19 protein-coding genes and 1 pseudogene are annotated in these 25,121 nt (G+C 71.1%); 2 read left to right on the forward strand and 18 right to left on the reverse strand.

Features of this window, described 5'->3' with window-relative positions; genetic code table 11:
- Positions 1–40: 40 nt before the first annotated feature.
- A complete protein-coding gene (locus tag O3W51_RS19125) occupies positions 41–1,963 on the forward strand; it encodes a serine/threonine-protein kinase (protein ID WP_269287031.1) in 1,923 nt (640 codons plus the stop codon).
- Here the strand turns inward: O3W51_RS19125 and O3W51_RS19130 are convergent.
- The 13 genes and pseudogenes from O3W51_RS19130 to O3W51_RS19190 form a co-directional block, all read right to left on the reverse strand.
- Positions 1,953–4,177, reverse strand: a pseudogene (locus tag O3W51_RS19130) (MMPL family transporter). The gene O3W51_RS19125 and the pseudogene O3W51_RS19130 overlap by 11 nt on opposite strands.
- A gap of 189 nt (positions 4,178–4,366) precedes the next feature.
- Complete coding sequence (gene gatB, locus O3W51_RS19135; protein ID WP_138354935.1) at positions 4,367–5,875, reverse strand: Asp-tRNA(Asn)/Glu-tRNA(Gln) amidotransferase subunit GatB; 1,509 nt, start codon at positions 5,873–5,875, stop codon at positions 4,367–4,369.
- Positions 5,876–5,886: 11 nt separating this feature from the next.
- Positions 5,887–6,126 (reverse strand): hypothetical protein, encoded by a 240-nt coding sequence (locus O3W51_RS19140; protein WP_138354934.1) that lies wholly within the window; start codon positions 6,124–6,126, stop codon positions 5,887–5,889.
- Positions 6,123–7,616, reverse strand: coding sequence for an Asp-tRNA(Asn)/Glu-tRNA(Gln) amidotransferase subunit GatA (gene gatA / locus O3W51_RS19145; protein WP_138354933.1), 1,494 nt, complete (start codon positions 7,614–7,616; stop codon positions 6,123–6,125). Before gatA ends, O3W51_RS19140 begins: the two co-directional genes overlap by 4 nt.
- 5 nt (positions 7,617–7,621) lie before the next feature.
- On the reverse strand, positions 7,622–7,918 hold the full coding sequence (gene gatC / locus O3W51_RS19150) for an Asp-tRNA(Asn)/Glu-tRNA(Gln) amidotransferase subunit GatC (protein WP_138354932.1): 297 nt from the start codon (positions 7,916–7,918) through the stop codon (positions 7,622–7,624).
- Between the two features lie 129 nt (positions 7,919–8,047).
- Positions 8,048–10,186, reverse strand: coding sequence for a putative bifunctional diguanylate cyclase/phosphodiesterase (locus O3W51_RS19155; protein WP_138354931.1), 2,139 nt, complete (start codon positions 10,184–10,186; stop codon positions 8,048–8,050).
- A gap of 219 nt (positions 10,187–10,405) precedes the next feature.
- Positions 10,406–12,568: an NAD-dependent DNA ligase LigA gene (gene ligA / locus O3W51_RS19160; RefSeq protein ID WP_269287032.1), complete on the reverse strand. Its 2,163-nt coding sequence runs from the start codon at positions 12,566–12,568 to the stop codon at positions 10,406–10,408.
- Positions 12,569–12,585: 17 nt separating this feature from the next.
- Complete coding sequence (locus O3W51_RS19165; protein ID WP_269287033.1) at positions 12,586–13,596, reverse strand: methionine synthase; 1,011 nt, start codon at positions 13,594–13,596, stop codon at positions 12,586–12,588.
- 246 nt (positions 13,597–13,842) lie between these two features.
- Positions 13,843–14,532 carry an SDR family oxidoreductase gene (locus tag O3W51_RS19170; RefSeq protein WP_138354928.1) on the reverse strand — a complete coding sequence of 230 codons (690 nt, stop codon included), beginning with the start codon at positions 14,530–14,532 and terminating at the stop codon, positions 13,843–13,845.
- On the reverse strand, positions 14,529–15,059 hold the full coding sequence (locus O3W51_RS19175; protein ID WP_138354927.1) for a TIGR00730 family Rossman fold protein: 531 nt from the start codon (positions 15,057–15,059) through the stop codon (positions 14,529–14,531). The genes O3W51_RS19170 and O3W51_RS19175 overlap by 4 nt, the downstream gene beginning before the upstream one ends.
- Before the next feature lie 32 nt (positions 15,060–15,091).
- On the reverse strand, positions 15,092–16,258 hold the full coding sequence (gene mnmA, locus O3W51_RS19180; protein ID WP_138354926.1) for a tRNA 2-thiouridine(34) synthase MnmA: 1,167 nt from the start codon (positions 16,256–16,258) through the stop codon (positions 15,092–15,094).
- A gap of 356 nt (positions 16,259–16,614) precedes the next feature.
- Entirely contained in the window at positions 16,615–17,781 is a 1,167-nt protein-coding gene (locus O3W51_RS19185; RefSeq protein ID WP_138354925.1) for a cysteine desulfurase family protein, read from the reverse strand.
- A 56-nt stretch (positions 17,782–17,837) separates the two neighbouring features.
- The gene (locus tag O3W51_RS19190) at positions 17,838–18,701 is read right to left on the reverse strand and encodes a thioesterase family protein (RefSeq protein WP_138354924.1); all 864 of its coding nucleotides are present in this window, start codon (positions 18,699–18,701) and stop codon (positions 17,838–17,840) included.
- Positions 18,702–18,849: 148 nt separating this feature from the next.
- Here O3W51_RS19190 and O3W51_RS19195 point away from each other — a divergent pair, with 148 nt between their 5' ends.
- Positions 18,850–19,593 (forward strand): SDR family NAD(P)-dependent oxidoreductase, encoded by a 744-nt coding sequence (locus tag O3W51_RS19195; protein WP_269287035.1) that lies wholly within the window; start codon positions 18,850–18,852, stop codon positions 19,591–19,593.
- 21 nt (positions 19,594–19,614) lie between these two features.
- Here the strand turns inward: O3W51_RS19195 and O3W51_RS19200 are convergent, their stop codons facing one another.
- From O3W51_RS19200 to O3W51_RS19220, 5 genes are all read right to left on the reverse strand, one after another.
- Positions 19,615–20,292 (reverse strand): trimeric intracellular cation channel family protein, encoded by a 678-nt coding sequence (locus O3W51_RS19200; RefSeq protein ID WP_138354922.1) that lies wholly within the window; start codon positions 20,290–20,292, stop codon positions 19,615–19,617.
- Positions 20,293–20,305: 13 nt separating this feature from the next.
- Positions 20,306–21,724 carry a M1 family metallopeptidase gene (locus O3W51_RS19205; protein ID WP_269287036.1) on the reverse strand — a complete coding sequence of 473 codons (1,419 nt, stop codon included), beginning with the start codon at positions 21,722–21,724 and terminating at the stop codon, positions 20,306–20,308.
- Positions 21,725–21,816: 92 nt separating this feature from the next.
- Positions 21,817–22,920 (reverse strand): ABC transporter ATP-binding protein, encoded by a 1,104-nt coding sequence (locus O3W51_RS19210; protein WP_244809441.1) that lies wholly within the window; start codon positions 22,918–22,920, stop codon positions 21,817–21,819.
- Between the two features lie 11 nt (positions 22,921–22,931).
- The gene (locus O3W51_RS19215) at positions 22,932–23,975 is read right to left on the reverse strand and encodes an ABC transporter ATP-binding protein (protein WP_138354949.1); all 1,044 of its coding nucleotides are present in this window, start codon (positions 23,973–23,975) and stop codon (positions 22,932–22,934) included.
- Between the two features lie 101 nt (positions 23,976–24,076).
- Complete coding sequence (locus tag O3W51_RS19220) at positions 24,077–25,087, reverse strand: ABC transporter permease (protein WP_269287037.1); 1,011 nt, start codon at positions 25,085–25,087, stop codon at positions 24,077–24,079.
- Between the last annotated feature and the right edge of the window lie 34 nt (positions 25,088–25,121).

Genomic DNA, 25,121 nt, shown 5'->3' on the forward strand with positions numbered 1-25,121 from the left:
GCGGGACTCCAGGGATATAGGGGGAGGGAAGAAACACCAAGTGGACACCGGTCTGTACATCGGCCCTGACGGCGCACCCGACCGTTACCGCCTGCTGCGATCCATCGGCCGCGGAGGCGAGGCCGTGCTCTACCTCGCCGAGATCGAACTCGGCGGTGGCACCGAACCTGTCGTCGTCAAGGTGCTCGATTCGAAAACGACGCTGTCGCAGGAACAGTTCGACCGGATCAGCTCCAAATGGCGTGAGCAGGCCGAGCTGTTGCGGTTCGTCAACCGCCTCGGTGTGGTCGGCATCCGCGAGCACTTCGAGGGTCCGTCCGCGCACCGTACGGGTGAGGCCGCCCCGGAGGCGGCGGGCCGCGCCCTGTACCTGGTCATGAACCATGTGGAGGGCCTCGACCTGCGTGACTGGCGCGCCGAGCGCGCCCTGGACACCCCCGCCGAACGCCGCGAGGCCGTGCGCTGCCTGGAGCAGCTCGCCGACGTCCTGGACTGGCTGCACACGGGCTCCGCCACTCCTTCCGGCCGCTCGGTCGTGCACGGCGACCTCTCCCCCGGCAACGTCATGATCGACGCCAACGGCCAGGCCACGCTGGTCGACTTCGGTCTGAGCAAGCTGACCGCGGACCACCAGACGGCCGAGGTGTGGTTCACCCCCGGGTTCGCCGCGCCGGAGGTCTTCGAGGGCAAGCGCAGCGCGGCCACCGACCGCTACGCCTTCGGCGCCCTCGCGTACTTCCTGCTCAGCGGGGAGTCGCCGGCCACCATGCCGGAGCAGGTCAGGGCCGCGCTGCTGGCGCTGCCCGAGCTGGCCGGTCTTGAGCCGGAGCGGGCGGCACGGATCGCGGCGGTCTTCGCCACGGATCCGGCGAACCGGCCGGAGTCGCTCTCCGCGTGGGTGCGTGAGCTGCGCCCGGCGGTGATCTCGACGACGCGCACTCCGCGCACCTCGGGACCCAAGGACGCGGTCCCGGTCGCGGACGCCGCCCCGCCGCCGCCCGGCCAGGCGCCGGCCGTACCGCCGCTCCCGGACCGGCCGGCCCCCGTCCCCGTGCCGGTCCACGCACCGCCGGTGCACACGCCGCCGCCCTCGTACATCCCGGCGCCGCCAGAGGGGGACCCGGTGACGGACACCAGGCCCACGGTGGTGCTCGGAGCGCAGGCGCCGACACCGACGCAGGTACCGGAGCAGGTGCAGCCGCCGGTGGCCGCTTTCCACCAGCAGCCCCCGCCGCAGGGCCCGGGTCCCGGCCCCGGTCCGGCGACGGCGGCGACCCCGCTGCCGCCCACGCGCGGCAAGAAGGGCCCGCTGATCCTGGCCGCGGTCCTCGCGGTCGTCCTGATGGCGTCCGGGGCGCTGGTCGCCGTCAAGTTCATGGGCGACGACAAGAAGGACGACGCGGCCGACCCCAAGACCAGCACCTCCGCGCAGCAGCAGATCAGTTCGCCGCCCACGACGACGGCGGACCCGACGAGTGCGTCGCCGTCCGACGAGGCATCCTCCCCCGAACCGTCCGGTTCGGACTCCGGCTCGGGCAAGCCGACCTCGATCACCGAGGGCGACAACGTCTCCCTGACGGCCATGAACTGGGTGGACGCCTCCGGGAACGACGCGTTCGACGAGATCCCGGCGACCGTCAACACCAAGGAGTACACGGACGCCAAGGTGACGACGGCCTGTGAGACCGGTTTCGAGGAGTTCAACCTCAACCGGGCGTGGACGACCTTCACCGTCGACGCCGGGCTGCTCGACACCTCGAAGAACGCGGCGGTCGGGCTGACCATCACCGCGGACGGCAAGCGGCTGGCCCTCAAGAAGCTCGTGCTCGGCACGACGGAGAAGATCACCGTCGATGTGAAGGGCGCGCTGCGCCTGCGGATCGAGTACGACCGGAAGACGGCCGCTCAGTACTGCGAGGACCAGGGCACGGCCGCGCTCGGCAACCCGATGCTCAAGAAGTAGGCGTCGGCTCCCGTTCGGCTGTCCGGGGTCCGGGCAGCTGGACGGGAGCGGGGGCCAGGGCGGGGGCCGGGGCCGCCGGCGGTTCGATGCTGATTCTGGGCAGCCGGCGGTCCAGCCACCCCGGCAGCCACCAGTTGGCGCCGCCGAGCATATGCATGAGCGCCGGCACCAGCAGGGTGCGCAGGATGAACGCGTCCAACGCGACGGCCGCTGCCAGGCCGATGCCGAACATCGCGATGACCCGGTCGCCGCTGAGCACGAAGGCCAGGAAGACCGCGATCATGATGACCGCGGCCGAGTTGATCACCCGGCTGGTCTCGGCGAGCCCGACGCGTACCGCGCGCCGGTTGTCCTTGGTCTCCAGCCACTCCTCGTACATCCGGCTCACCAGGAACACCTGGTAGTCCATCGACAGTCCGAAGAGCACCGAGACCATGATCACCGGGAGGAACGGCTCGATCGGGCCGGCCGCACCCAGGCCCAGGAACTCGCTCCCCCAGCCCCACTGGAAGATCGCGACGACGATCCCGAAGGACGACGCGACCGCGGCGACGTTCATCGCCGCCGCCTTCAGCGGGATGCCGATGGACCGGAACGCCAGGAGCAGCAGCAGACAGCCGAGGCCGACGACCGCCCCGATGAACAGCGGCAGCTTGCCGATGATGACGGACGCGAAGTCGTCGTAGCTCGCGGTGGGGCCGCCCACGTACACCTGGAGCGAGGAGCCGTCCTCGGCCTGCGGCAGCACGTCGTCGCGCAGCCGGTTCACCAGCTCGGAGGTGTCCCGGGACTGCGGTGCGGTGTCCGGGACGACGGTGATCACGCCGGTGTCGCCGCTGACGGTCGCGGAGGTCACCGACGCGACGCCCGGGGTGTCGCGCAGGGTCTGCGGCAGCTGGTCGAGGGCGAGCCGGGCATCGGCGCCCTGGAGGTCCGCGACGAGGGTCAGCGGCCCGTTGGTGCCGGGGCCGAAGCCGTCCGCGAGCAGCTCGTAGGCCTGCCGGGTGGTGCTGGCGGCCGGATTGTTGCCCTGGTCGGAGGTGCCGAGGTGCAGCGAGAGGGTGGGCAGCGCGAGGACGAGCATCACGGCCGCGGCCAGGCTGCCGAGCAGCTTGGGGTGCCGCTCCACGAAGGCGGACCAGCGGGCGGCGAGCCCGGTGGGCACCTCGGGCTGCGGGCCGTGCTCGGTCAGCCGGCGCCGCTCCCGGCGGCTGAGCGCCTTCATGCCGATCATGGAGAGCAGGGCGGGCAGCAGGGTGATCGAGGCGGCCACCGTCAGCATGACGGTGAGCGCCGCCGCGACGGCGACCCCGTTGAGGAAGCTGAGCTGCAGGATGAGCATGCCGAGCAGCGCCACACAGACCGTGCCGCCCGCGAAGACCACCGCGCGGCCGGTGGTGCTGACGGCCTGCTCGGCCGCGTCGCGCACCGACAGGCCGCGTTTGAGACCTCTGCGGTGCCGGGTGACGATGAACAGCGCGTAGTCGATGCCCACGCCGAGGCCGATGAGCATGCCGAGCATCGGTGCGAAGTCGGCCACGGTCATCACATGGCCGAGCAGCTCGATGCCCATGTAAGCGGTGCCGACGCCCATCAGCGCGGTCGCGATCGGCAGGCACATGGCGGCGAAGGAGCCGAAGGCCAGCAGCAGCACCACGGCGGCGACGCCGATCCCGATCAGTTCGCTGAGGTGGGCGCTGCCGCTCTCGGTGTGGCCGCGACGGCGGTGCCGCCCAGCTCGACCCGCAGTCCGCCGCCCTCGGCGGCCTTCGCGGTGTCCACGACGGCCTTGGCCTGGCCGGCGCCGATGTCGTCGGCGGCGCTGCCGAAGGTGACGTCGGCGTAGGCGGTCCGGCCGTCATGGCTGATGCGTCCGGCGCCCTCGGGGCTGTACGGGTTGGTCACCGAGGCGACGCCGGGGAGTTTCGCGATCCGGTCGAGGGTCCTGGTCATCCGCTGCTCGACGCCGTCGGCGCGGACGCTGCCGGTGCCGTCGGTGTGCCAGACGATGGTGTCCGAGTCGCCGGCCTGGTGCGGGAAGGCCTGCTCCAGCAGGGCGGTCGCCCGGCCGGACTCGGTGCCCGGTATCCCGTAGTCGTTCGAGTAGGCGGAACCGGCGAGGGCGGCACCGGCGGCGAGGCCGGCGAGCGCGACGATCCACAGCAGAACGACGGTGAGACGACGGCGGAGACACCACCGGGCGAGTGCGGCCATTCCCTGCTTCCCTGGGTATCTCGGGTGGATCTTTCAGGGAATAGCCCTCAAAGAACACTTCAGGTGCGGCTGTCACTCTTGCAGCGAAAAATGATCCTTTGGTGGTTTCGTGCGCTTCCTCACAGGGAAAAGGCGGCCCCCACCGGGGACCGCCTTTTCACCGTTCGAACGCGTCTTCGACTGCTCGGGTCAGCCCTGAACCCCGAGCTTCTCCAGGACGAGCTCCCGAACGCGCTTGGCGTCGGCCTGGCCGCGGGTCAGCTTCATGACCGCGCCGATCAGGGCGCCGGCGGCCGCGAGGTTGCCGGCGCGGATCTTGTCGGCGACGGCGGCGTTGGCCGCGATCGCCTCGTCCACGGCCGCGCCGAGCGCGCCCTCGTCCGAGACGACCTTGAGACCGCGCTTCTCCACGACCTCGTCAGGACCGCCCTCGCCGGCGAGGACACCCTCGATGACCTGGCGGGCCAGCTTGTCGTTGAGCGAGCCCTCGGCGACCAGCGCCGTCACGCGCGCGACCTGCGCCGGCGAGATACCGAGATCGGCCAGCTCCTTGCCGGTCTCGTTCGAGGCACGGGCCAGCTCGCCCATCCACCACTTACGGGCCTGGTCGGCCGGGGCGCCCGCGTCGATCGTCGCGGTGATCAGATCGATCGCGCCCGCGTTGAGCGCCGACTGCATCTCGTGGTCGGAGATGCCCCACTCGGTCTTCAGCCGGTCCCGCCGCACCCGCGGCAGCTCCGGAAGTCCGGCGCGCAGCTCCTCGACCCAGTCACGGGCCGGGGCGATCGGGACGAGGTCGGGCTCCGGGAAGTACCGGTAGTCCTCGGCGTTGTCCTTGATGCGGCCGGCCGTCGTGGAGCCGTCCTCCTCGTGGAAGTGCCGGGTCTCCTGCACGATCGTGCCGCCGGAGTTGAGCACCGCCGCGTGCCGCATGATCTCGTAGCGCGCCGCGCGCTCGACCGAACGGAGCGAGTTGACGTTCTTCGTCTCCGAGCGGGTGCCGAACTTCTCACGGCCGTGCGGGCGCAGCGACAGGTTCACGTCGCAGCGCATCTGGCCCTGCTCCATCCGGGCCTCGGAGACGTCCAGCGCCTTGATGAGCTCGCGCAGCTCGGCGACGTACGCCTTGGCGACCTCGGGAGCCCGCGCCCCCGCGCCCTCGATCGGCTTGGTGACGATCTCGATGAGCGGGATACCGGCCCGGTTGTAGTCGAGCAGCGAGTGCGAGGCGCCGTGGATACGGCCCGTCGCGCCGCCGACGTGGAGGGACTTGCCGGTGTCCTCCTCCATGTGGGCGCGCTCGATCTCGACCCGGAAGATCTCGCCGTCCTCCAGTGCGACGTCCAGATAGCCGTTGAAGGCGATCGGCTCGTCGTACTGCGAGGTCTGGAAGTTCTTCGGCATGTCCGGGTAGAAGTAGTTCTTCCGCGCGAAGCGGCACCAGGTCGCGATCTCGCAGTTCAGCGCGAGACCGATCTTGATGGCCGACTCGATGCCGATCGCGTTCACGACCGGGAGCGAGCCGGGCAGGCCCAGACAGGTCGGGCAGGTCTGGGAGTTGGGCTCGGCGCCGAGGGTGGTCGAGCAGCCGCAGAACATCTTGGTCTTCGTGCCGAGCTCGACGTGGACCTCAAGGCCCATCACCGGGTCGTACACCGACAGGGCGTCCTCGTAGGACTCCAGGTCCATGACGGTCATTCCACTACCTCTCAGTCCGCCAGGACGTCGTCGTCGGCGAGGCTGCGCAGCTCGCGGACGAGCAGTGCCAGGCCGGTGGCGATGGCGGCGGCGCTGATCACGGCGTCGGCCAGCATCAACCGGTCGTGCTCGCCCTGAGCGTTGCGTGCCTGCTTGATGGTGCTCACGGCGCCGAAGAGCGTGGTGCCGATCGAGATGTACAGGCCGAGCTTGCTCTTCTTGAAGCCCTTGGCCTTCTTCAGGGTGCTCACAGCGCGGGTGCCTCCTCAAGCAGCGGGTGACCCCATCGTCCGGTGAACGCGGCCTCGACCGCGGCACCGACCCGGTAGAGCCGGTCGTCGGCCATGGCCGGGGCGATGATCTGCAGCCCGACCGGGAGCCCGTCCTCGGGAGCCAGGCCGCACGGCACGGACATCGCCGCGTTGCCGGCCAGGTTGGACGGGATGGTGCACAGGTCGGCGAGGTACATCGCCATGGGGTCGTCCACGCGCTCGCCGATGGGGAACGCAGTGGTCGGGGTGGTCGGCGAGACCAGCACGTCCACGGTGCCGAAGGCGGCCTCGAAGTCGCGCGAGATCAGCGTGCGGACCTTCTGCGCCGAGCCGTAGTACGCGTCGTAGTAGCCGGAGCTGAGCGCGTACGTGCCGAGGATGATGCGGCGCTTGACCTCGTCGCCGAAGCCGGCCTCGCGGGTGAGCGCGGTGACCTCCTCGGCGGACTTCGTGCCGTCGTCGCCGACCCGCAGGCCGTAGCGCATGGCGTCGAAGCGGGCCAGGTTGGACGAGGCCTCGGACGGCGCGATCAGGTAGTACGCGGGCAGCGCCAGCTTGAACGAGGGGCAGGAGATCTCCACGATCTCGGCGCCCAGCTCGCGCAGCAGCTCCACGGACTCGTTGAACCGCTGCATGACGCCGGCCTGGTAGCCCTCGCCGCCGAACTCCTTGACGACGCCGATCCGCATGCCCTTGACGTTGCCGTTGCGGGCCGCCTCGACGACGGCCGGGACCGGTGCGTCGATGGACGTCGAGTCCAGCGGGTCATGGCCGGCGATCGCCTCGTGCAGCAGCGCCGCGTCCAGGACCGTACGGGCGCAGGGCCCGCCCTGGTCGAGGGAGGACGAGAAGGCGACCATGCCGTAGCGGGAGACGCCGCCGTAGGTCGGCTTGACGCCGACCGTGCCGGTGACGGCCGCGGGCTGGCGGATCGAGCCACCGGTGTCGGTGCCGATCGCGAGCGGCGCCTGGTAGCTGGCGAGCGCCGCGGACGAGCCGCCGCCGGAGCCGCCGGGGATCCGGGTGAGGTCCCACGGGTTGCCGGTCGGGCCGTAGGCGCTGTTCTCGGTCGAGGACCCCATGGCGAATTCATCCATGTTGGTCTTGCCGAGGATGACGATGCCCGCGTCCTTGAGGCGCTTGGTCACCGTCGCGTCGTACGGCGGGATCCAGCCGTCGAGGATCTTGGAGCCGACGGTGGTCGGGATCCCCTTCGTGGTGAAGATGTCCTTCAGCGCGAGCGGGACGCCGGCCAGCGGGCCGAGCTTCTCGCCCTTGGCGCGCCGCTCGTCGACGGCGCGGGCGGCGTCGAGCGCGCCCTCGGTGTCGACGTGCAGGAAGGCGTGCACCTTCTCGTCGACGGCGCCGATGCGGTCGAGGTGCGCCTGGGCGACCTCGACGGCGGAGGCCTTGCCGGTGGCGACGACGTCGGCGGTCTCGGCCGCGGTGAGCCTGGTCAGGTCAGTCATGGTGATTAGTCCTCCCCCAGGATCTGCGGCACCTTGAAGCGCTGCTGCTCCTGCGCCGGGGCGCCGGAGAGCGCCTCGGCCGCGGTCAGCGACGGCCGGACCTCGTCCGGGCGCATGACATTGGTCAGCGGCAGCGCGTGGGAGGTCGGGGGTACGTCCTCGCCGGCCACCTCGGATACGCGGGCGACCGCGCCGATGATCACGTCGAGCTGCTCGGCGAAGTGGTCGAGCTCTTCGTCCTTCAGCTCAAGACGCGACAGCCGGCCGAGGTGGGCGACCTCCTCGCGTGTGATGCCAGGCATGCAGCGATCCTCTGGGGGTGAGTTCGATGGTTTCGCGCCCAATCCTATGGGGGCGGACCCCCTGGCGACGAAACGGTTAAGGCCGCGGGCCGCCGGTGCGGCCCACAGCGTGGCGGGAACCGGCCCGTACTACGGCACGGCCTGCCCGGACGGCTGGTCCGCGTCCGCCACCGGTGCGTGCTCCGGCTCCGGCTCGCGCTCCAGCGCGTTGGGGCGCCGCCAGCCGTGCTCACCGCGGGCGCGCAGCCAGGCGGTCGCCTCGTCGGGCGGCATCGCGGCGGCGACCAGCCAGCCCTGTACGGCGTCGCAGCCCAGGTCCCGCAGCCGCTCCCAGGTCTCGTCGTCCTCCACGCCCTCGGCGACGACGAGCAGGCCGAGCGAGTGTGCGAGGTCGACGGTGCAGCGGACGATTTCGGCGTCCTCGTTGTCGAGGACCAGCCGGGCCACGAACGAGCGGTCGATCTTCAGCTCGCTGACCGGCAGTTTGCGCAGGTGGACCAGGGAGGAGTAGCCGGTGCCGAAGTCGTCGAGCGACATCTTCACGCCGTGCCCGGTCAGCCCGGCCATGGTGTCGGCGGCCCGCTGCGGATCCTCCAGCAGGACGTGTTCGGTTATCTCCAGTTGCAGTGAGCCGGGCGGGACGCCGTGCCGGGCGAGCCGCGCGGCGACCGCGCCCGCGAAGCCGGGGCTGTGCACATCGCGCGGCGAGACGTTCACCGCGACCGGTACGTCCAGGCCCATCTTGCGCCAGCGGGCGACCTGGCCCAGCGCCGTCTCCAGCACGTACTCGGTCAGCTGGGGCATCAGCCCGGAGGTCTCCGCCATGGCGATGAACTCCTCGGGATTGACCCGGCCGCGCTGCGGGTGCTCCCAGCGCACCAGCGCCTCCAGGCCGGCGATCTTCCCGTCGAAGCAGACCTTCGGCTGGTAGTGCAGTTCGACGTCGCCCGAGTCCAGCGCCCGGCGCAGATCGCCCAACAGGCCCAGCCGGTCCGGGGTGTTGCCGTCCCGGGTCGCCTCGTAGACCTCGACGCCGCTGCGGTCGCGCTTGGCCTGGTACATCGCCACGTCCGCGCGGCGCAGCAGCCCTTCGGCGTCCACCGCGTGGTCGGGGAAGACCGCCACACCGGCGCTGGCCTCCAGCACCAGGGTCAGCCCGTCGAGACTCAGCGGTGAGCCGAGGGCCGCCACCAGGGCGCGGGCGATGCGCTGGGCGCGGGTCGGGGAGTCGCAGCAGGGCAGCAGGACGGCGAACTCGTCGCCGCCCAGCCGGGCCGCCTCGGCGCCGCGGGGCAGCGCGAGCCGCAGCCGGTCGGCGACCTGGAGCAGCAGCCGGTCGCCGGCCAGGTGCCCGAGGGTGTCGTTGACCGACCGGAACTTGTCGAGGTCGATGAGGATCAGGGCGGTGCGTTCGCCGTTGCGCTCCGCGTCGTCCAGTGCGGTCCAGGCGCGTTCCAGCAGCCACTGGCGGTTGGGCAGCCCGGTCAGCGGGTCGCGCAGCTGCTCCTCGGCGCGGGCGTGCGCGATCCACAGCGTCGAGTCCAGGGCGATGAGCGGGACGGCGAACAGCGGCAGCAGGACCGGCATGTCGCAGCCGACGACCAGGATCAGCGGGGAGAGCCCCAGCAGGGCGACGCCCACCATCCCCTGGCGCATCAGCGCGGTGCGGGCCACCGTCGGCAGACCGCCGCCGCGCGGGGCGACCGCGTACCAGAGCAGCGCACGCGTGGCGGTCAGATAGGCCAGAGCGGTGACGACGATCGCCGGACCGGCCGCCAGACCCCAGTCCTCGGGGTGCCAGGGCGTGGCCACCGAGGGGTGCACACCGAAGCAGGCCAGGGTCAGCGAGGCCGTGCCGACGCCGAGTATGTCCACGGCGCCGTGCAGCAGCGCCTGCCGCCAGCGGTGCCGGCGGGCGGCGCCGACCAGCACCACGACGGCCAGGCTGACCAGCACCGACGGCACCCAGCCGTAGAGCAGCAGCATCGCCAGGGTGAGGGCCGCGCCGGAGCCGGTGCCGCCCCACCACCGGTCGCGGCCCATCGCCACCAGATGGCCGACGATGATGCCGGTCAGGACGGCGAACGCCCAGCCGACGGTGCCGCCGGGGAAGAGCGCCCGGCCCTCATGGACGGCGCCCAGGACGCCGGCCGCCAGTGCGAGTCCCGCGACCGCCACCACCGCGATGCGTAAAACCGCCGGGGGCAGTACCGGCGCGGCCGGCCAACGCAGCCGCTGCGCCGGTCCGGCGCCCTCCGTCGGTTCCATTCCTGTCCCTCTCACAGCCTGGTGCGACACCCGGGTCCACCGCGCCGTGCCCGCAGCGGATACCCGCAAAGGCTGCTGGAAGGTTCATGCCCTTCCGGCGCGCCTCTCAACAGTAGGCCGCAGAAGGCTGCCTCGGGCACCGATCGACCGTGGTTGCCCGAATGGGATCCCCGCACCCGGAACGTTCGGATATAGGCCGAACGGGTGATTGGCGCCGGGTTATTCGGCCGGGTTGACCGCCGCCTCCCGGGCGGCTTCCGGACCCTCGGACAGCAGCACCGCGAAGCCCGGCTCGTCGAGGATGGGCACCTTCAGCTGGACGGCCTTGTCGTACTTCGAGCCGGGGTTGTCCCCCACCACCACGAAGTCCGTCTTCTTGGAGACCGATCCGGTGACCTTCGCCCCGAGCGAGGTCAGCGCCTCCTTCGCCCCGTCCCGAGTGTGGCCGGTGAGCGTGCCGGTCACGACGGCGGTGAGTCCTTCGAGCGGCCGCGGGCCCTCGTCCGAGCCCTCCTCGGTGAACTTCACCCCGGCGGCACGCCACTTCTCGATGATCTCCAGATGCCAGTCCTCGGCGAACCACTGCTTGACCGAGGCGGCGATGGTCCCGCCGACCCCGTCCACCGCGGCCAGCTCGGCCTCCTCGGCGTCCCTGATCCGGTCGAGGTCCCGGAACTCCCTGGCCAGCGCCTCAGCGGCGACGGGCCCGACATGCCGGATCGACAGCCCGGTGATGATCCGCGCCAGCGGCCGGTCCTTGGCCGCGGCGATGTTCTCCAGCATGGCCAGCGCGTTCTTCTTCGGCTCGCCCTGCTGGTTGGCGAAGAAGGTGACGATCTTCTCGTCGCCGGTCTTGGCGTCCCGCTTGGGCAGCCCGGTGTCCTGGTCGAGGACGTACGACCGGATCGGCAGCAACTGCTCGATGTTCATGTCGAACAGATCGCCCTCGTCCTTGAGCGGCGGCTCGGAGGGCTCCAGCGGCTGGGTGAGCGCGGTGGACGCCACGTACCCGAAGTTCTCGATGTCGAGGCACTTGCGGCCCACCAGGTAGAAGATCCGCTCGCGCAACTGCGCCGGGCAGTACCGGGCGTTGGGGCACCGCAGATCGATGTCCCCCTCCTTCATCGGCTGCAGCGCCGTACCGCAGTCCGGGCACTCGGCCGGCATCACGAACTCGCGCTCGCTGCCGTCCCGCAGATCGACCACCGGGCCGAGGATCTCCGGGATGACGTCACCGGCCTTGCGCAGCACCACGGTGTCGCCGATGAAGACGCCCTTGGCCTTGACGACCTCCTGGTTGTGCAGGGTCGCGAACTCGACCTCGGAGCCGGCGACGGTGACCGGCTCGACGACCGCGTAGGGAGTGACCCTGCCGGTGCGGCCCACGCCCACCCGGATGTCCAGGAGCTTGGTGTTGACCTCCTCGGGCGCGTACTTCCACGCGATCGCCCAGCGCGGCGCCCGGGACGTCGACCCGAGCCGGCCCTGCAGCGGGATCTCGTCCACCTTGACGACGACGCCGTCGATCTCGTGCTCCACCGCGTCGTGCCGGTGCTCGCCGAAGTAGGCGATGAACTCCCGCACCTCGTCGAGGGAGCCGACGACCTTGTTGTGCGTCGCGGTGGGCAGACCCCATTCGTGCAGCAGCTCGTAGGCGTGCGACTGGCAGTCGATGTCGAAGCCCTCGCGGGCGCCGATGCCGTGCACCACCATGTGCAGCGGCCGGGAGGCCGTGACCCGCGGGTCCTTCTGCCGCAGGCTGCCGGCCGCGGCGTTGCGCGGATTGGCGAACGGCTTGTCACCGGCCTCCACCAGCCGGGCGTTGAGCGCCTCGAACTCCTCGCCGGGGAAGTACACCTCGCCGCGGATCTCGACGAGCTCCGGGATCCGGCTCCCGGAGAGCCGGTCCGGGATGTCGGAGATGGTGCGGACGTTCGGCGTGATGTCCTCGCCGGTGCGGCCGTCGCCGCGGGTCGCGGCGCGGGTCAGCCGCCCGTACTCATAGGTGAGGTTGACGGCGAGGCCGTCCACCTTCAACTCGCACAGGAAGTGGTACGGGATGCCCTCGAGCTCGGCGGCGACCCGGTCCGCCCAGCCGGACAGCTCCTCGTCGTCGAACGCGTTGTCCAGCGACTGCAGCCGCTCGCGGTGCACGACCGAGGTGAAATCCGTCTGGTACGCCCCCGCGACCTTCTGCGTGGGCGAGTCCGGAGTGCGCAGGCCGGGGTGCTCGTCCTCGATCGCCTCCAGCTGCCGCAGCAGCCGGTCGAACTCGGCGTCGCTGACGACCGGCGCGTCGTTGACGTAGTAGCGGAAGCGGTGCTCCTCGACCTGCTCGGCCAACTGAGCGTGCTGTTCGCGCACTTCGGCAGGAATCTCCACGGCGGTCCTGTCCTTCCTCACTCAGGGTTGTCGACGAGCGATCGTGCCGCCTTGGCACAGTGCACCAGCGCGGCACGGGCATAGGCCGGCGAGGCCCCCGCCAGACCGCAGGAAGGGGTGACCGCCAGGGAGGTGCCCAACGCCCCCGGATCCAGCCCCAGCCTGCGCCACAGCGCCCGAACACCACTCACGCTACCGGCAGGGTCCGACAATCCGGTGTCCCTGCCCGGCACGACACCGGCGAACAGCGCCGTACCGCCCTCGACCGCCTCACCGAACGCGTCCCAGTCACTCTCCGTCAGCAACGCGAAATCGAACGAGATGCCCGAGACACCGGCCCGCCGCAGCATCCGGAACGGGACGTCCGGCGCGCACGAGTGGACGACCACCGGCACGTCCACGGCCTCGACCAGGCCGCGGATCATGTCCTCGGCCACCTGCCGGTCCACCACCCGGTACGTCCGGTACCCGCTCGCCGTCCGCACGTGCCCGCGCAGCACGGCGGTCAGCGACGGCTCGTCCAGCTGCAGCACCAGCTCGGCACCGGGCACCCGCCGGCGCAGGTCGGCCAGATGCAGCCGCAGCCCCTCGGTGAGCGACCCGGCCAGGTCCCGGACGGCGCCGGGGTCGCCGAGCGCGGCCTCGCCGTTGGGCCGCTCCACCGACGCGGACAGCGTCCACGGCCCGACGGCCTGCACCTTCAGCGGACCCTGGAACCCCTGGGTGAACTCCTCCAGGGCATCCAGGTCCTCCCCCAGCCAGGCCACCGCCCGGCGGCTGTCCCGCCCCGGCCGGTCCCCGAACCGCCATCCGCTGGGCTCCACCCGGGCGTACAGATCGACCAGCATCCCGAGCGAACGCCCGATCATGTCCGCCCCGGGCCCCCTCGCAGGCAGCTCCGGCAGGAACGGCAGCGCCTCCACCGCCCCAGTAGCGGTCCGCGCGGCCTCCCGCGCATCACCTCCGGGCATCGACCCGACACCGGTAGCGGCACCAGCGGGCAGCGTGAACTTCGCATCCGTACTCACGCACGAAGCGTACGAGACCCACAGGTCGCGGACTCCCACCCCAACCCGCAGCAGTGCGGTGACGTGAGGGGGCCGGGCCCGCACCCCGAAGAGACCGGCACGTCCGAGGCACGAACGTGAGGGGGCCGGGCCCGCAGGGGTGGGGTTTCGAAATGCTGCCGAGCTATTTGTGAGCCGCCAGGCTCGTAAATAGTCGATTTCGAAGCCCCACCCCGGAGGGCCCGGCCCCCGACCGACCAACCCGCCTCAGCGACCCGGCCGGATCGTCAGATCGTTGATCTCCGCATCCCGCGGCAGATCGATCGCCGCCAGCATCGCCGTCGCCACCGACTCCGGGTCGATCCAGCGCGAAGCGTCGTACTCCGCCCCCTCCTGATGGTGCACCTTCTCCTGCATCGGGGTCGCCGTCCGGCCCGGGTACACGCTCGTCACCCGCACCCCGTTCCCGTGCTCCTCCTGCCGCAGCGAGTCCGCCACCGCCTTCAGGCCGTGCTTGCTCGCCGCGTACACCCCCCAGTTCGCATGGGCGTTGAGCCCTGCCCCGGAGTTCACGAAGACCACGTGGCCCTGCGACATCCGCAGCTGCGGCAGGAGCAGCCGCGTCAGCTCGGCCGGCGCGATCAGGTTGACGGCGAGGGTCTGCTGCCAGACCTTCGCGGTGAGCTCGCCGATGCCGCCGAGCTCGACGATGCCCGCGATGTGCAGCAGCGAGTCGAGCCGGTCCGGCATCGGCTGGTGGGCGAAGGCCCACGACAGCCGGGCCGGTTCCGCCAGGTCGCCGACGAGGGTGCGGGCGCCGGCGAAGCGCGACGCCAGCTCCTTGGCCCGGCCGGCGTCGCGCGCCAGGAGCAGCACCTCGTCGCCGCGGTCCAGCAGCCGCCGGGCGACAGCGGCGCCGATGCCGGAACCGGCGCCGGTGATCAGATGCGTGCTCACGCGTTCTCCTCCAGGTATGCCATGGCCTCGGCGCCGTCCTCGGCGAAGAAGACCAGGTCGCTCAGGGGCAGCGGCAGGAAGCCTTCGGCGTCCATCCGCTGGAACTGCAGTTTCAGGCCGTCGTAGAACCCCGCCGCGTTCAGCAGCACGACCGGCTTGGTGTGCAGGCCGTGCTTCTTCAGCTCGAGGATCTCGGTCGCCTCGTCCAGGGTGCCCGTACCGCCGACCATGATGACGATCGCGTCCGACCGCAGCAGCAGCTGCGCCTTGCGCTCCGCGAGGTCCGCGGTGATCAGCATCTCGTCGGCGTTCTTGCGCGCCTTGGTGTGCAGGAACTCCACGGACACGCCGACCAGCCGGCCGCCCGCTTCCTGCACGCCGTCCGCCACCACCTTCATGAGGCCCGACTCCGAGCCTCCCCACACGAGGGTGTGGCCGCCACGGCCGATCAGCCCGGCGAACTCGCGGGCCGGGACGGTGTAGCGCTCGTCGAGATCGGCGGCGGACATGAAGACACAGATGTTCATGCCCGCCACCCTACGAGGCGGCGCGGCGGGTCCTAAGCCTGACCACCGGAGCCGGCACCGGCACCCGCACCGACGCCCGCGCGGGCCCGCTGCGTGGTGGCGATGGTCGCGGAGCCCACGACGCGGGTGCCGTCGTAGAGCACCACGGCCTGCCCCGGCGCGATGCCGCGCACCGGCTCGCCGTCGAACTCCACCAGCAGTTCGCCGTCGACCAGTTCGGCGGTGACGGGAACGTCCTCGCCGTGGGCGCGCAGCTGCGCGGTGTACGTGGCACGGCCGGTGGGCGGGGTGCCGCACCAGCGGGGCTTGATGGCGGTCAGTGCGGTGACGTCCAGCGCCTCGACCGGGCCGACGGTGACGGTGTTGTTCACCGGCGAGATGTCGAGCACGTAGCGCGGCTTGCCGTCGTCGGCGGGGGTGCCGATGCGCAGCCCTTTGCGCTGCCCGATGGTGAAGCCGAACGCTCCGCTGTGGGTGCCGAGACTGGTGCCGTCCTCGTCCAGGATCTCGCCCTCTGCGCTGCCGAGGTGCTTCGCGAGGAAGCCCTGGGTGTCGCCGTCGGCGATGAAGCAGATGTCGTGGCTGTCCGGCTTCTTCGCGACGGCCAGGTCGCGGCGCTCGGCCTCGGCGCGGATCTCGTCCTTGGTGGTGAGGGTGTCCCCGAGCGGGAACATCGCGTGCGCGAGCTGGCGCTCGTCGAGCACGCCGAGCACATAGCTCTGGTCCTTCGCGGCGTCCGAGGCGCGGTGCAGCTCACGGGTGCCGTCGTCGTTGATCACGACGGTCGCGTAATGGCCGGTGCAGACGGCGTCGAAGCCCAGCGCGATCGCCTTGTCCAGCAGCGCCGCGAACTTGATCTTCTCGTTGCAGCGCAGGCACGGGTTGGGCGTGCGGCCGGCCGCGTACTCCGCGACGAAGTCGTCGACGACGTCCTCACGGAAGCGGTCCGCCAGGTCCCACACGTAGAACGGGATGCCGATGACGTCGGCCGCGCGCCGGGCGTCACGGGAGTCCTCGACCGTGCAGCAGCCGCGGGCGCCGGTCCTGAAGGACTTCGGGTTCGCCGAGAGGGCCAGATGGACACCGGTGACGTCGTGGCCGGCCTCGGCGGCGCGGGCCGCGGCGACCGCGGAGTCGACGCCGCCGCTCATGGCGGCCAGGACGCGCAGGCGACGAGCGTCGCGGGGGGAGTCAGTCATAACCCCTCCAGAGTACGTTGCGGCTCCGGCGCGGTTCGACGGGATTACCGGCGCGGGCCGGAAGGGCGCCCTCAGACGCCGGGCGGGCTTTCGTGGCTGGGTCCGACCCGAAGCCCGGCGGGTCTCCTGCGCCTGCGGAGGGCGCCCTCAAACGCCGGGCGGGCTGGTTGTGGCTGGGGCCGTCCCCGAGCCGATCGGTGTCCTCCCCCGGACTTCGTCCGGGGGTGCCCGCAGAGGCTGACGTCACTGGACCCAGGGACTGATGCGGCTGCGCCCAGCCGGAACCGCTCCGCCGGGCCGGCTGAACGTGCCGGGATCAGCCCGGCCGCTTTCCTCCCGAAGCCGTCCGCAGGACGTCAGCTGAGGCCGGCCTTGCGGGCGCGTTCCACCACCGGGCCGATCGCCGCGGCCAGGGCGTCGATCTCGGGCTGGGTGGTGGTGTGGCCGAGGGAGAAGCGGAGGGAGCCGCGGGCGCGGTCGGCGGGCTGGCCCATCGCGATCAGGACGTGGCTGGGCTGCGCGACGCCGGCCGTGCAGGCGGAGCCGGTGGAGCAGGCGATGCCCTGGGCGTCGAGGAGGAGCAGCAGTGAGTCGCCCTCGCAGCCGGGGAACGTGAAGTGCGCGTTGGCCGGCAGCCGGCCCTCCGGGGCCGGGTCGCCGTTGAGTACGGCCTCCGGGACGGCGGCGAGCACCTTCGCCACCAGCTCGTCGCGCAGGGCGCCGACCTCGCGGGCGAACTGCTCACGCCGCTCGGCGGCCAGCGTCCCGGCCGTCGCGAAGGCGGCGATGGCCGGGACGTCGAGGGTGCCGGAGCGGCTGCGCTCCTGGCCGCCGCCGTGCAGCAGCGGGACGGGCGTGTGCTCGCGGCGCAGGACGAGCGCGCCGACGCCGTAGGGGCCGCCGATCTTGTGGCCGGTCACGGTCATGGCGTCGAGTCCGGAGGCCGCGAAGTCGACCTCGACCTGGCCGAACGCCTGGACCGCGTCCGCGTGCAGCGGGACGCCGTGCTCGCGGGCGACCGCGGCCAGCTCGCGGACCGGCATGATCGTGCCGACCTCGTTGTTGGCCCACATCACGGTCGCGAGGGCGACCGTCCCGGGGTCGCGTTCGATCGCCTCGCGCAGCGCGTCGGGATGCACCCGGCCGTACGCGTCGACCGGCAGCCACTCGACGCGCGCGCCCTCGTGCTCCACGAGCCAGTCGACGGCGTCCAGGACGGCGTGGTGCTCGACGGGGCTGGCCAGCACCCGGACCCGGCGCGGGTCCTCGGCCCGGCGGGCCCAGTACAGGCCCTTGACGGCGAGGTTGTCGGACTCGGTTCCGCCGCCGGTGAAGACGATCTCACTGGGGCGGGCGCCGAGTGCCTCGGCGAGCGATTCCCGGGACTCCTCGACGGTTCTCCGGGCCCGCCGCCCGGGTGCGTGCAGCGAGGAGGCGTTGCCGGTGACCGTGAGGTGCGCGGTCATCGTCCGCACCGCTTCCGGCAGCATCGGCGTGGTGGCGGCGTGGTCGAGGTAGGCCATGATGACGCCGATTCTACGGTCGCCCGGCCGGCTGTCGGGACCGACCCGGGCGACGGTCAGGACAGAAGGGCCCGCGCGAGCTGACGGGACTGCGCGACCAGGCGGTCCGCGCTGTCCCAGACCTGGGCGTCCTCCTCGAGGAAGCCGCCGGCCAGGTTGCGGGTGGTGATGGAGACGCGCAGCGGACCGGGCGCGGGGCGGCAGCGGATGTGCGCCGTCAGCTCGACGGTCGGGACCCAGCCCTTGATGCCGAGGTCGAAGGCGGTCGGCGGCAGGGCGTCGACCGTGAGCAGCAGCGAGAGCGGGTCGTGGTCGCGGCCGTCGGCCAGGCCGAGCCAGCCGCGCATGTCGCCCTTGCCGGAGGGGGCGCCGATCGCCCAGCCGGCGGTGGCGGGGTCGAGCCGCAGGTCGAGGCGCTGGATGATGGCGGTCGAGCCGGCGATGGCGCCGCCGCCCGCGGGCGCCGCGTCGGCGCCGAAGCACTCCTCGTAGGGCGGTATCGGCGGAACGGCGGCGGCGGTGCGCACGTCGTCCGGCAGTGCGTCGAGGTCGCCGTAGGCCGCCATGACCCGCATCCGCTCGACCTCGCGGCCCTCCGCGTCGGTCTGGAAGAGCGACGCCTGGCCGGTGGACAGGGTGCGGCCGGCGCGGACGGTCTCGGTGCGGATCGTCGCGGGGCCTGGCTGGGAGGCGGTGAGGTAGTGCGCGGTGACGGTGAAGGGGTCGGGGTGCGGCAGCGCCTGCTGGAGGGCGCGGCCGATCACGCCGAGCAGATAGCCGCCGTTGACGGCCTGGATGATGGTCCAGCCCGCCGAGAGGTCGGCGTCGTAGACACCGGGTTCACCGGGTCGCGGGACGACCGCCGTGTCCCGGTCGAATTCGCTGTCCCCGATGGTCGCCTGAGCTGCCGCATATGCCATGGCGTGAATGTTACCCGCCAGTAGCACCGTCTTGTCCAGCTCCTTGGACCTCATTCGACCGACCGGAACACCCTTGACACAGATGAGCCCGCTCCCTAGTTTCCAACCAAGGACATGACTCGAGTTCATATACCTGACGGAGTACACAGTGGGACGACGGGTAGTGGTGTCCGGCGGGGGCACAGGCATCGGGCTCGCGACCGCGGAGGCGTTCGCGGCCGACGGCGACCGGGTCGTCATCATCGGCCGGCGCGCCGAGCTGCTGCGGGAGACGGCGGACAAGCTCAACGCCACGCACGGCGACGGGCTGGTCAGCTGGACCGCCGCCGACCTCAGCGACCCGGAGCAGGTACGGGACGCGGCGCGGTTCGTCGAAGGAGACGGCCCGGTCGACGTGATCGTCACCAACGCGGGCGGCAACGTCGCCTCGTCCTCGGACGGGACGCTGGAGGGGATCGCGGCCGGCTACCGGAGGAACTTCGAGGCCAACGTGCTCACCGCGGTGCTGCTGACCGAGGCGCTGCTGCCGCAGATCCGGCGGCCCGGCGGGCGCATCGTGCATCTGTCCTCGATCGCCGCGCTCCGCGGCCCCGGCTCCTACGGCGGCGCCAAGGCGGCCCTGCACGCCTACACGTTCGAGCTGGCGCAGCGGCTGGGCACCGACGGGGTGACGGCCAACGCGGTCGCGCCGGGCTTCGTCGGCGACACCGAGTTCTTCGGCGACCGTGCGACGCCCGGCTTCGTCGCGTCGCGGGTCTCCCAGACCCTGACCGGCCGGCCCGGCGCGCCCAGCGAGATCGCGGCGGCCATCCGGTATCTGGCCTCCCCCGAGGCGGCGTACGTCACCGGCCAGATCCTGCACATCAACGGCGGTGCGGCGCTGGGACGGTAGCCCGGAGCCCGGGCGGGCGCCCTACATCGCCTGCCGCGCCTCCTCCTCGCTCGTCGCCCTGCTCCTGCGGTGCCAGGCGCGGGGCGCGCGCCAGCCGAAGTACATGGCGCACAGCCGCAGCAGGAAGGCACTGACGACCGCGGCGCCGCTGGTGAACCCGGTGAGCGCGTCGAACTTGATCAGCAGCGCCGCCATGATCGAGCCGACCATGGCGGGGACCGCGTACAGGTCGCGGTCCCAGCGGAGCAGCGACGGCACCTCGTTGGCGAGCAGGTCGCGCAGCACGCCGCCGCCCGCCGCCGTGGCGAGCCCCAGGGCGGCGGACGGCACCAGGCCGAGGCCGTAGTCGTGCGCCTTGACGGTGCCGGCCACGCAGAAGAGGCCGAGGCCGGCGGCGTCGAAGACGTTCACGGTGGTGTTGATCCGCTCGACCTCGGGGTGCAGGAAGAACACCAGCACCGTGGCGAAGAGCGGGGTGCTGAAGTAGCCGAGGTCGCTGAAGGCGGCGGGCGGCACCGCCCCGATCATCAGGTCCCGGAAGATCCCCCCGCCCAGCGCGGTCACCTCGGCGAGCACGGCCATGCCGAACACGTCGTAGTTCTTGCGGACGGCGGCCAGCGCGCCCGAGATCGCGAAGACGAAGATGCCGACGATATCGAGCGTGTGCTGGACGGAGGGGGAGAAGAGTTCCGAGATCACGCCATATGGTCTCCTACGACAGGGCCGGCTTGCCCTTCGTGGAGAGCCAGGTACCGAACAGATAGTCCAGCTGCTGTCCGGACACCTTCTCGGCGAGCGCGGTGAACTGGGCCGTGTTCGCGTTGCCGTAGCGGTGCTGCGCGGTCCAGGTCTTGAGCAGCTTGAAGAAGGCGGCGTCGCCGATCTTCTCGCGGAGCATCTGGAGCGTCATCGCGCCGCGGGTGTAGACGGCGTCGGCGAACATCGTGTCGCGCTGCGGGTCGGCGACGTCGATCTGCCAGAAGGCGGCCGTGGCGGGGCGGCCGTTGTACGCGGCGAGGAACGCGTCGTGGGCGGAGCGGGTGCCCCGGTGCTCGGTCCACAGCCACTGGGCATAGGTCGCGAAGCCCTCGTTGAGCCAGATGTCCTTCCACTGCTCGACGCTCACCGAGTCGCCGAACCACTGGTGGGCCAGTTCATGGACGATCGTGGACTCGCTGCGGACCGCGGAGTAGGCGGGCTTGGACTGCACCTCCAGCGAGAACCCGGCCTCCGGCATGTCGTCGACGATCGCGCCGGTCTCCTCGAAGGGGTAGCGGCCGAAGACCTGGGACCAGTAGTCGGTGGCCTCGGCGGTGACGGCGTAGACGTCCACCGGGCCGTTGGCGAGGACCGGGTCGGTGGCGACGTAGATCGGTATGCCGCCCGGCGTGGTTCCGGTCTTGACGTCGAACTTCCCGATGGTGGCGGTCGCGAGGTAGGTGGCCATCGGCCGGGACTCACGCCAGGTGGAGACGGTGCGCGAGCCCTTGTCGTACTGGGAGGTGAGCACGCCGTTCGAGACGCCCTTGAGGCCCTTGGGGGCGCTGATCCGGATGTCGAAGGTGGCCTTGTCGGCCGGATGGTCGCTGCCGGGGAACCAGGTCGAGGCGGCGTTCGGCTCACAGGCGACGAAGACACCGTCGGTGGTCTTCATCCACCCGTAGTTGGAACCGAAGACGATGGGGCCGCTCAGCGGCTCCGGAACTCCGCCGTAGACGACGGTGGTGGTGAACTCCTGCCCCTTGCGCAGCGCGTGCCGCGGGGTGATGACGATCTCGTCGCCGCTGCGGGTGAAGCGCGCCGGCTTGCCGTCCACGCTGACCGAGGTGACGGTGAGCTGCTGCAGGTCGAGGTCGAAGGAGGAGAGGTTCTGGTTGGCGCGGGCGGTGACGGCCGCCCGGCCGTCGAGCCGGTCACTGGCCGGGTCGTAGGAGACGTCGAGCCCGTAGTGCGCGACGTCGTAGCCGCCGTTGCCGAGTTGGGGGAAGTACGGGTCCCCGATGCCGGGGGCGCCGGGCTTGGGGCTGTGCGAGGCGGCTGCCGACGCGGGGGCGCCGGAGATCAGACAGGCCGAGACGCTGATGACAGCGAGTGCGGTGCCGAGGAGTCGGGCCGGACGGGAGGGTGCCATGGGGGTCTGCCCTTCGGACGCGAACAGTGACGCGCCGACTCTGCACCCTCCCCCCTCGTCATGACCATGACTTTTCGCTAAGTGGTCATGCACTAAAGGTCAGTTGGCTGATTACCGATCGCCGGGCCGTTCTCCGCGCCCTTCCCCTGGGCGTTCTTCTCCTGGGCCTTCGCCGGAGCGTTCTCCGGGTGGTGGCACGCCACCTCGTGTCCCGTGGCGAGCGCGATCAGCGGCGGCTCCTGCGTGGAGCACACCTCGGTCGCCTTCCAGCACCGGGTGTGGAAGCGGCAGCCGGACGGCGGGTTGATCGGCGACGGCACATCGCCGGTCAGCAGGATCCGCTGCCGCGCGGTACGCCGCTTCGGGTCCGGCACCGGCACCGCCGACAGCAGCGCGTTGGTGTACGGATGCATCGGCTGCCCGTAGAGCGCCTCGCGGTCCGCCACCTCGACGACCTTGCCGAGGTACATCACCGCGATCCGGTCCGAGACGTGCCGGATGACGGACAGGTCGTGCGCGATGATCACGTACGTCAGCCCGAGCTCGCTCTGCAGGTCGTCCAGCAGGTTGACCACCTGCGCCTGGATGGAGACGTCCAGCGCCGAGACCGGCTCGTCCGCGACGACCAGCTTCGGCTTGAGCGCGAGCGCCCGCGCGATCCCGATGCGCTGCCGCTGCCCGCCGGAGAACTCGTGCGGATAGCGGTTGTAGTGCTCGGGGTTGAGGCCGACCAGCTCCAGGAGGTTCTGCACCTCCTTCTTCACACCCGACTCCGTCGCCACCTTCTGGAGCTTGAACGGCGCTCCGACGATGGTGCCGATGGTGTGCCGCGGATTGAGCGAGGAGTAGGGGTCCTGGAAGATCATCTGCACATCGCGGCGCAGCGGTCGCATCTCCCCCACGCTCAGATGGGTGATGTCACGGCCCTGGAACTCGATCTTCCCGCCGGTGGGTTCGAGCAGCCGGGTGATCAGCCGGCCCATGGTGGACTTGCCGCAGCCCGACTCCCCCACCACGCCGAGCGTCTGGCCCGCCGCCACCTGCAGGTCGATCCCGTCGACCGCCTGCACCGCGCCGACCTGCCGGCGCAGCATTCCCTTGGTGATCGGGAAGTGCTTGACCAGGCCGGTGACCCTGAGCAGGGGCTCCGCCCCCGCGGTGGACTGCTGGGGGATCTTCACGTCTTCTTGAGGCACGGCCTGGTCCTTCACAGCTTGGGCGCAATCTCTTCGGTCCAGATCCGGTCCCGGTCCTGCTCGCCGAGGTGGCAGGCCGACCAGTGCCCGGCCGCGGTCTCCCGCAGCTCCGGCACGATCGTCTCGCTGGAACCGCCGTTGAGCCCGACGTACGGGCAGCGCGGGTGGAAGGCGCAGCCGGACGGCACGTTGATCAGGCTGGGCGGGGCGCCCTTGACCGGGTTGAGCCGTTCGGTCCGCTCGCGGTCCATGCGCGGCATGGAGCCCAGCAGGCCCCAGGTGTACGGGTGCTGCGGTTCGGTGAAGACCTTCTCGGCCGTACCGCGCTCGACGCACCGGCCGGCGTACATCACCAGCAGGTCGTCGGCGAGCTCCGCCACCACGCCCAGGTCGTGCGTGATCATGATGACCGCGGAGCCGAACTCCTTCTGCAGGTCCCGGATCAGGTCCAGGATCTGCGCCTGCACGGTGACGTCCAGGGCGGTCGTCGGCTCGTCGGCGATCAGCAGTTCCGGGTTGTTGACCAGCGCCATCGCGATCATCGCGCGCTGGCGCATACCGCCGGAGAACTGGTGCGGATAGTCGGCGACCCGCTGGTGCGGCTCGGGGATGCCGACCCGGTCCAGCATCTCGATCGCCCGCTTGCGGGCGACCTGCTTGCTGACGTCCTGGTGCACCCGGCAGGCCTCGACGATCTGCGCGCCCACCGTGTAGTAGGGGTGCATCGCCGAGAGCGGGTCCTGGAAGATCATCGCCATCTTCATGCCGCGCAGCCGCCGTACCCGGTCGGGGTCTGCGCCGATCAGCTCCTCGCCGTCCAGCCACACCTCGCCGGAGATCCTGGCCTTGGCGGTGCGGTGCAGGCCCATGATGCCCAGCGAGGTCACGGACTTGCCGGAGCCGGACTCCCCGACGATGCCGAGCGTCCGGCCGCGCTGGAGATCGAAGCTGATCCCGTCGACCGACCGGACGAGGCCGTCGTCGGTATTGAAGTGGATCTTCAGATCGCGTACCGCCAGGAAGGCCTCCGCGGTGTCCGGCCGGGCGGTGAGCACCGGCTCGCCGACCGTGGCCCCCGCACTCGGAGCCGGCCCGTCCTCCTTGCGCAACGGGTCGCGGTCGCTGTCCTTCCGCAGCGGATCGCTGCCGGCGGTGCTCACGAGTACCTCACCCTGGGGTCGATAGCGGCGTACAGCAGGTCCACCAGGAGACTGCACATGATGATGAAGAAGGCCGCGACCATGGTCACGCCGAGCACGATGGGCAGGTCGTTGTCCCTGATCCCGTCGACAGCGTAGGCGCCGATCCCCTTGAAGGAGAAGACGTTCTCGGTGATGACGGCGCCGCCGATCAGCAGACCGAAGTCCATGCCGAAGATCGTGACGATCGGGGTGAGCGCGGCCCGCAGCCCGTGTTTGGCGACGACCCTGCTCTCCCGCAGCCCCTTGGCCCGCGCGGTGCGGATGTAGTCCTCGCCCATCGTCTCCAGCATCCCGGCGCGGGTGAGCCGCGCGTAGAGGGCGGAGTAGAGGAAGGCCAGGCTGCACCAGGGCAGGACCAGGTTCCAGGCCCACTGGAACGGATCGTCGGAGATGGGCACGAACTGGACGTTGTCCCAGATGTGCCAGTTGTACTGGAAGAAGCCCAGCGCGAGCATTCCGGTGAAGAAGGTCGGCAGCGAGACGCCGGCCAGCGCGACACCCATCGACAGCCGGTCGAAGACCGAGCCGCGCTTGAGCGCCGACAGCACACCGATGGCCACCCCGGAGATCACCCAGATCACGGCGGCACCGATGGCCAGTGACAACGTGACCGGAATACGGGACTTCAGCTCGGGCCACACCTCGATGTGGCTCTTGAAGGAGTAGCCGAAGCAAGGCGCGTGGCAGACCGACGCGTCCGGGCCGAACTTGTAGTTCGCCCCGACGGCGATGGCCTTGATGAAGTGCCAGTACTGCTCGTAGAGCGGCAGGTCGAAGCCGAGGTTCTTCTTGACCGCCGCGATGCTCTCGGGGTTGGCGTCCTTGCCGACGTACTGGGTGGCCAACTGGGTGGTGGTTTGCCCGCCGAGGCGCGGCAGAAGGAAGAAGATCGCGAATGTGACCGCGCTGACGACCAGCAGCAGCAGCAAAGCGGCGATCACGCGTCGAATGATGTACGCAGTCACAGCCGTGCGGCGCCGGGCCCGCCGGGCCGGGGGT

It is taken from the genome of Streptomyces sp. H39-C1 (genome assembly GCF_027158125.1).
Lineage (GTDB): Bacteria > Actinomycetota > Actinomycetes > Streptomycetales > Streptomycetaceae > Actinacidiphila > Actinacidiphila fildesensis.

Coding starts and splice junctions, on each gene's coding strand:
- gatB (WP_138354935.1), bottom strand. CDS start 5,875: ATGACCGTCATGGACCTGGAGTCCTACGAGGACGCCCTGTCGGTGTAC.
- gatA (WP_138354933.1), bottom strand. CDS start 7,616: ATGACTGACCTGACCAGGCTCACCGCGGCCGAGACCGCCGACGTCGTC.
- gatC (WP_138354932.1), bottom strand. CDS start 7,918: ATGCCTGGCATCACACGCGAGGAGGTCGCCCACCTCGGCCGGCTGTCG.
- O3W51_RS19155 (WP_138354931.1), bottom strand. CDS start 10,186: ATGGAACCGACGGAGGGCGCCGGACCGGCGCAGCGGCTGCGTTGGCCG.
- O3W51_RS19175 (WP_138354927.1), bottom strand. CDS start 15,059: ATGAACATCTGTGTCTTCATGTCCGCCGCCGATCTCGACGAGCGCTAC.
- mnmA (WP_138354926.1), bottom strand. CDS start 16,258: ATGACTGACTCCCCCCGCGACGCTCGTCGCCTGCGCGTCCTGGCCGCC.
- O3W51_RS19185 (WP_138354925.1), bottom strand. CDS start 17,781: ATGGCCTACCTCGACCACGCCGCCACCACGCCGATGCTGCCGGAAGCG.
- O3W51_RS19190 (WP_138354924.1), bottom strand. CDS start 18,701: ATGGCATATGCGGCAGCTCAGGCGACCATCGGGGACAGCGAATTCGAC.
- O3W51_RS19205 (WP_269287036.1), bottom strand. CDS start 21,724: ATGGCACCCTCCCGTCCGGCCCGACTCCTCGGCACCGCACTCGCTGTC.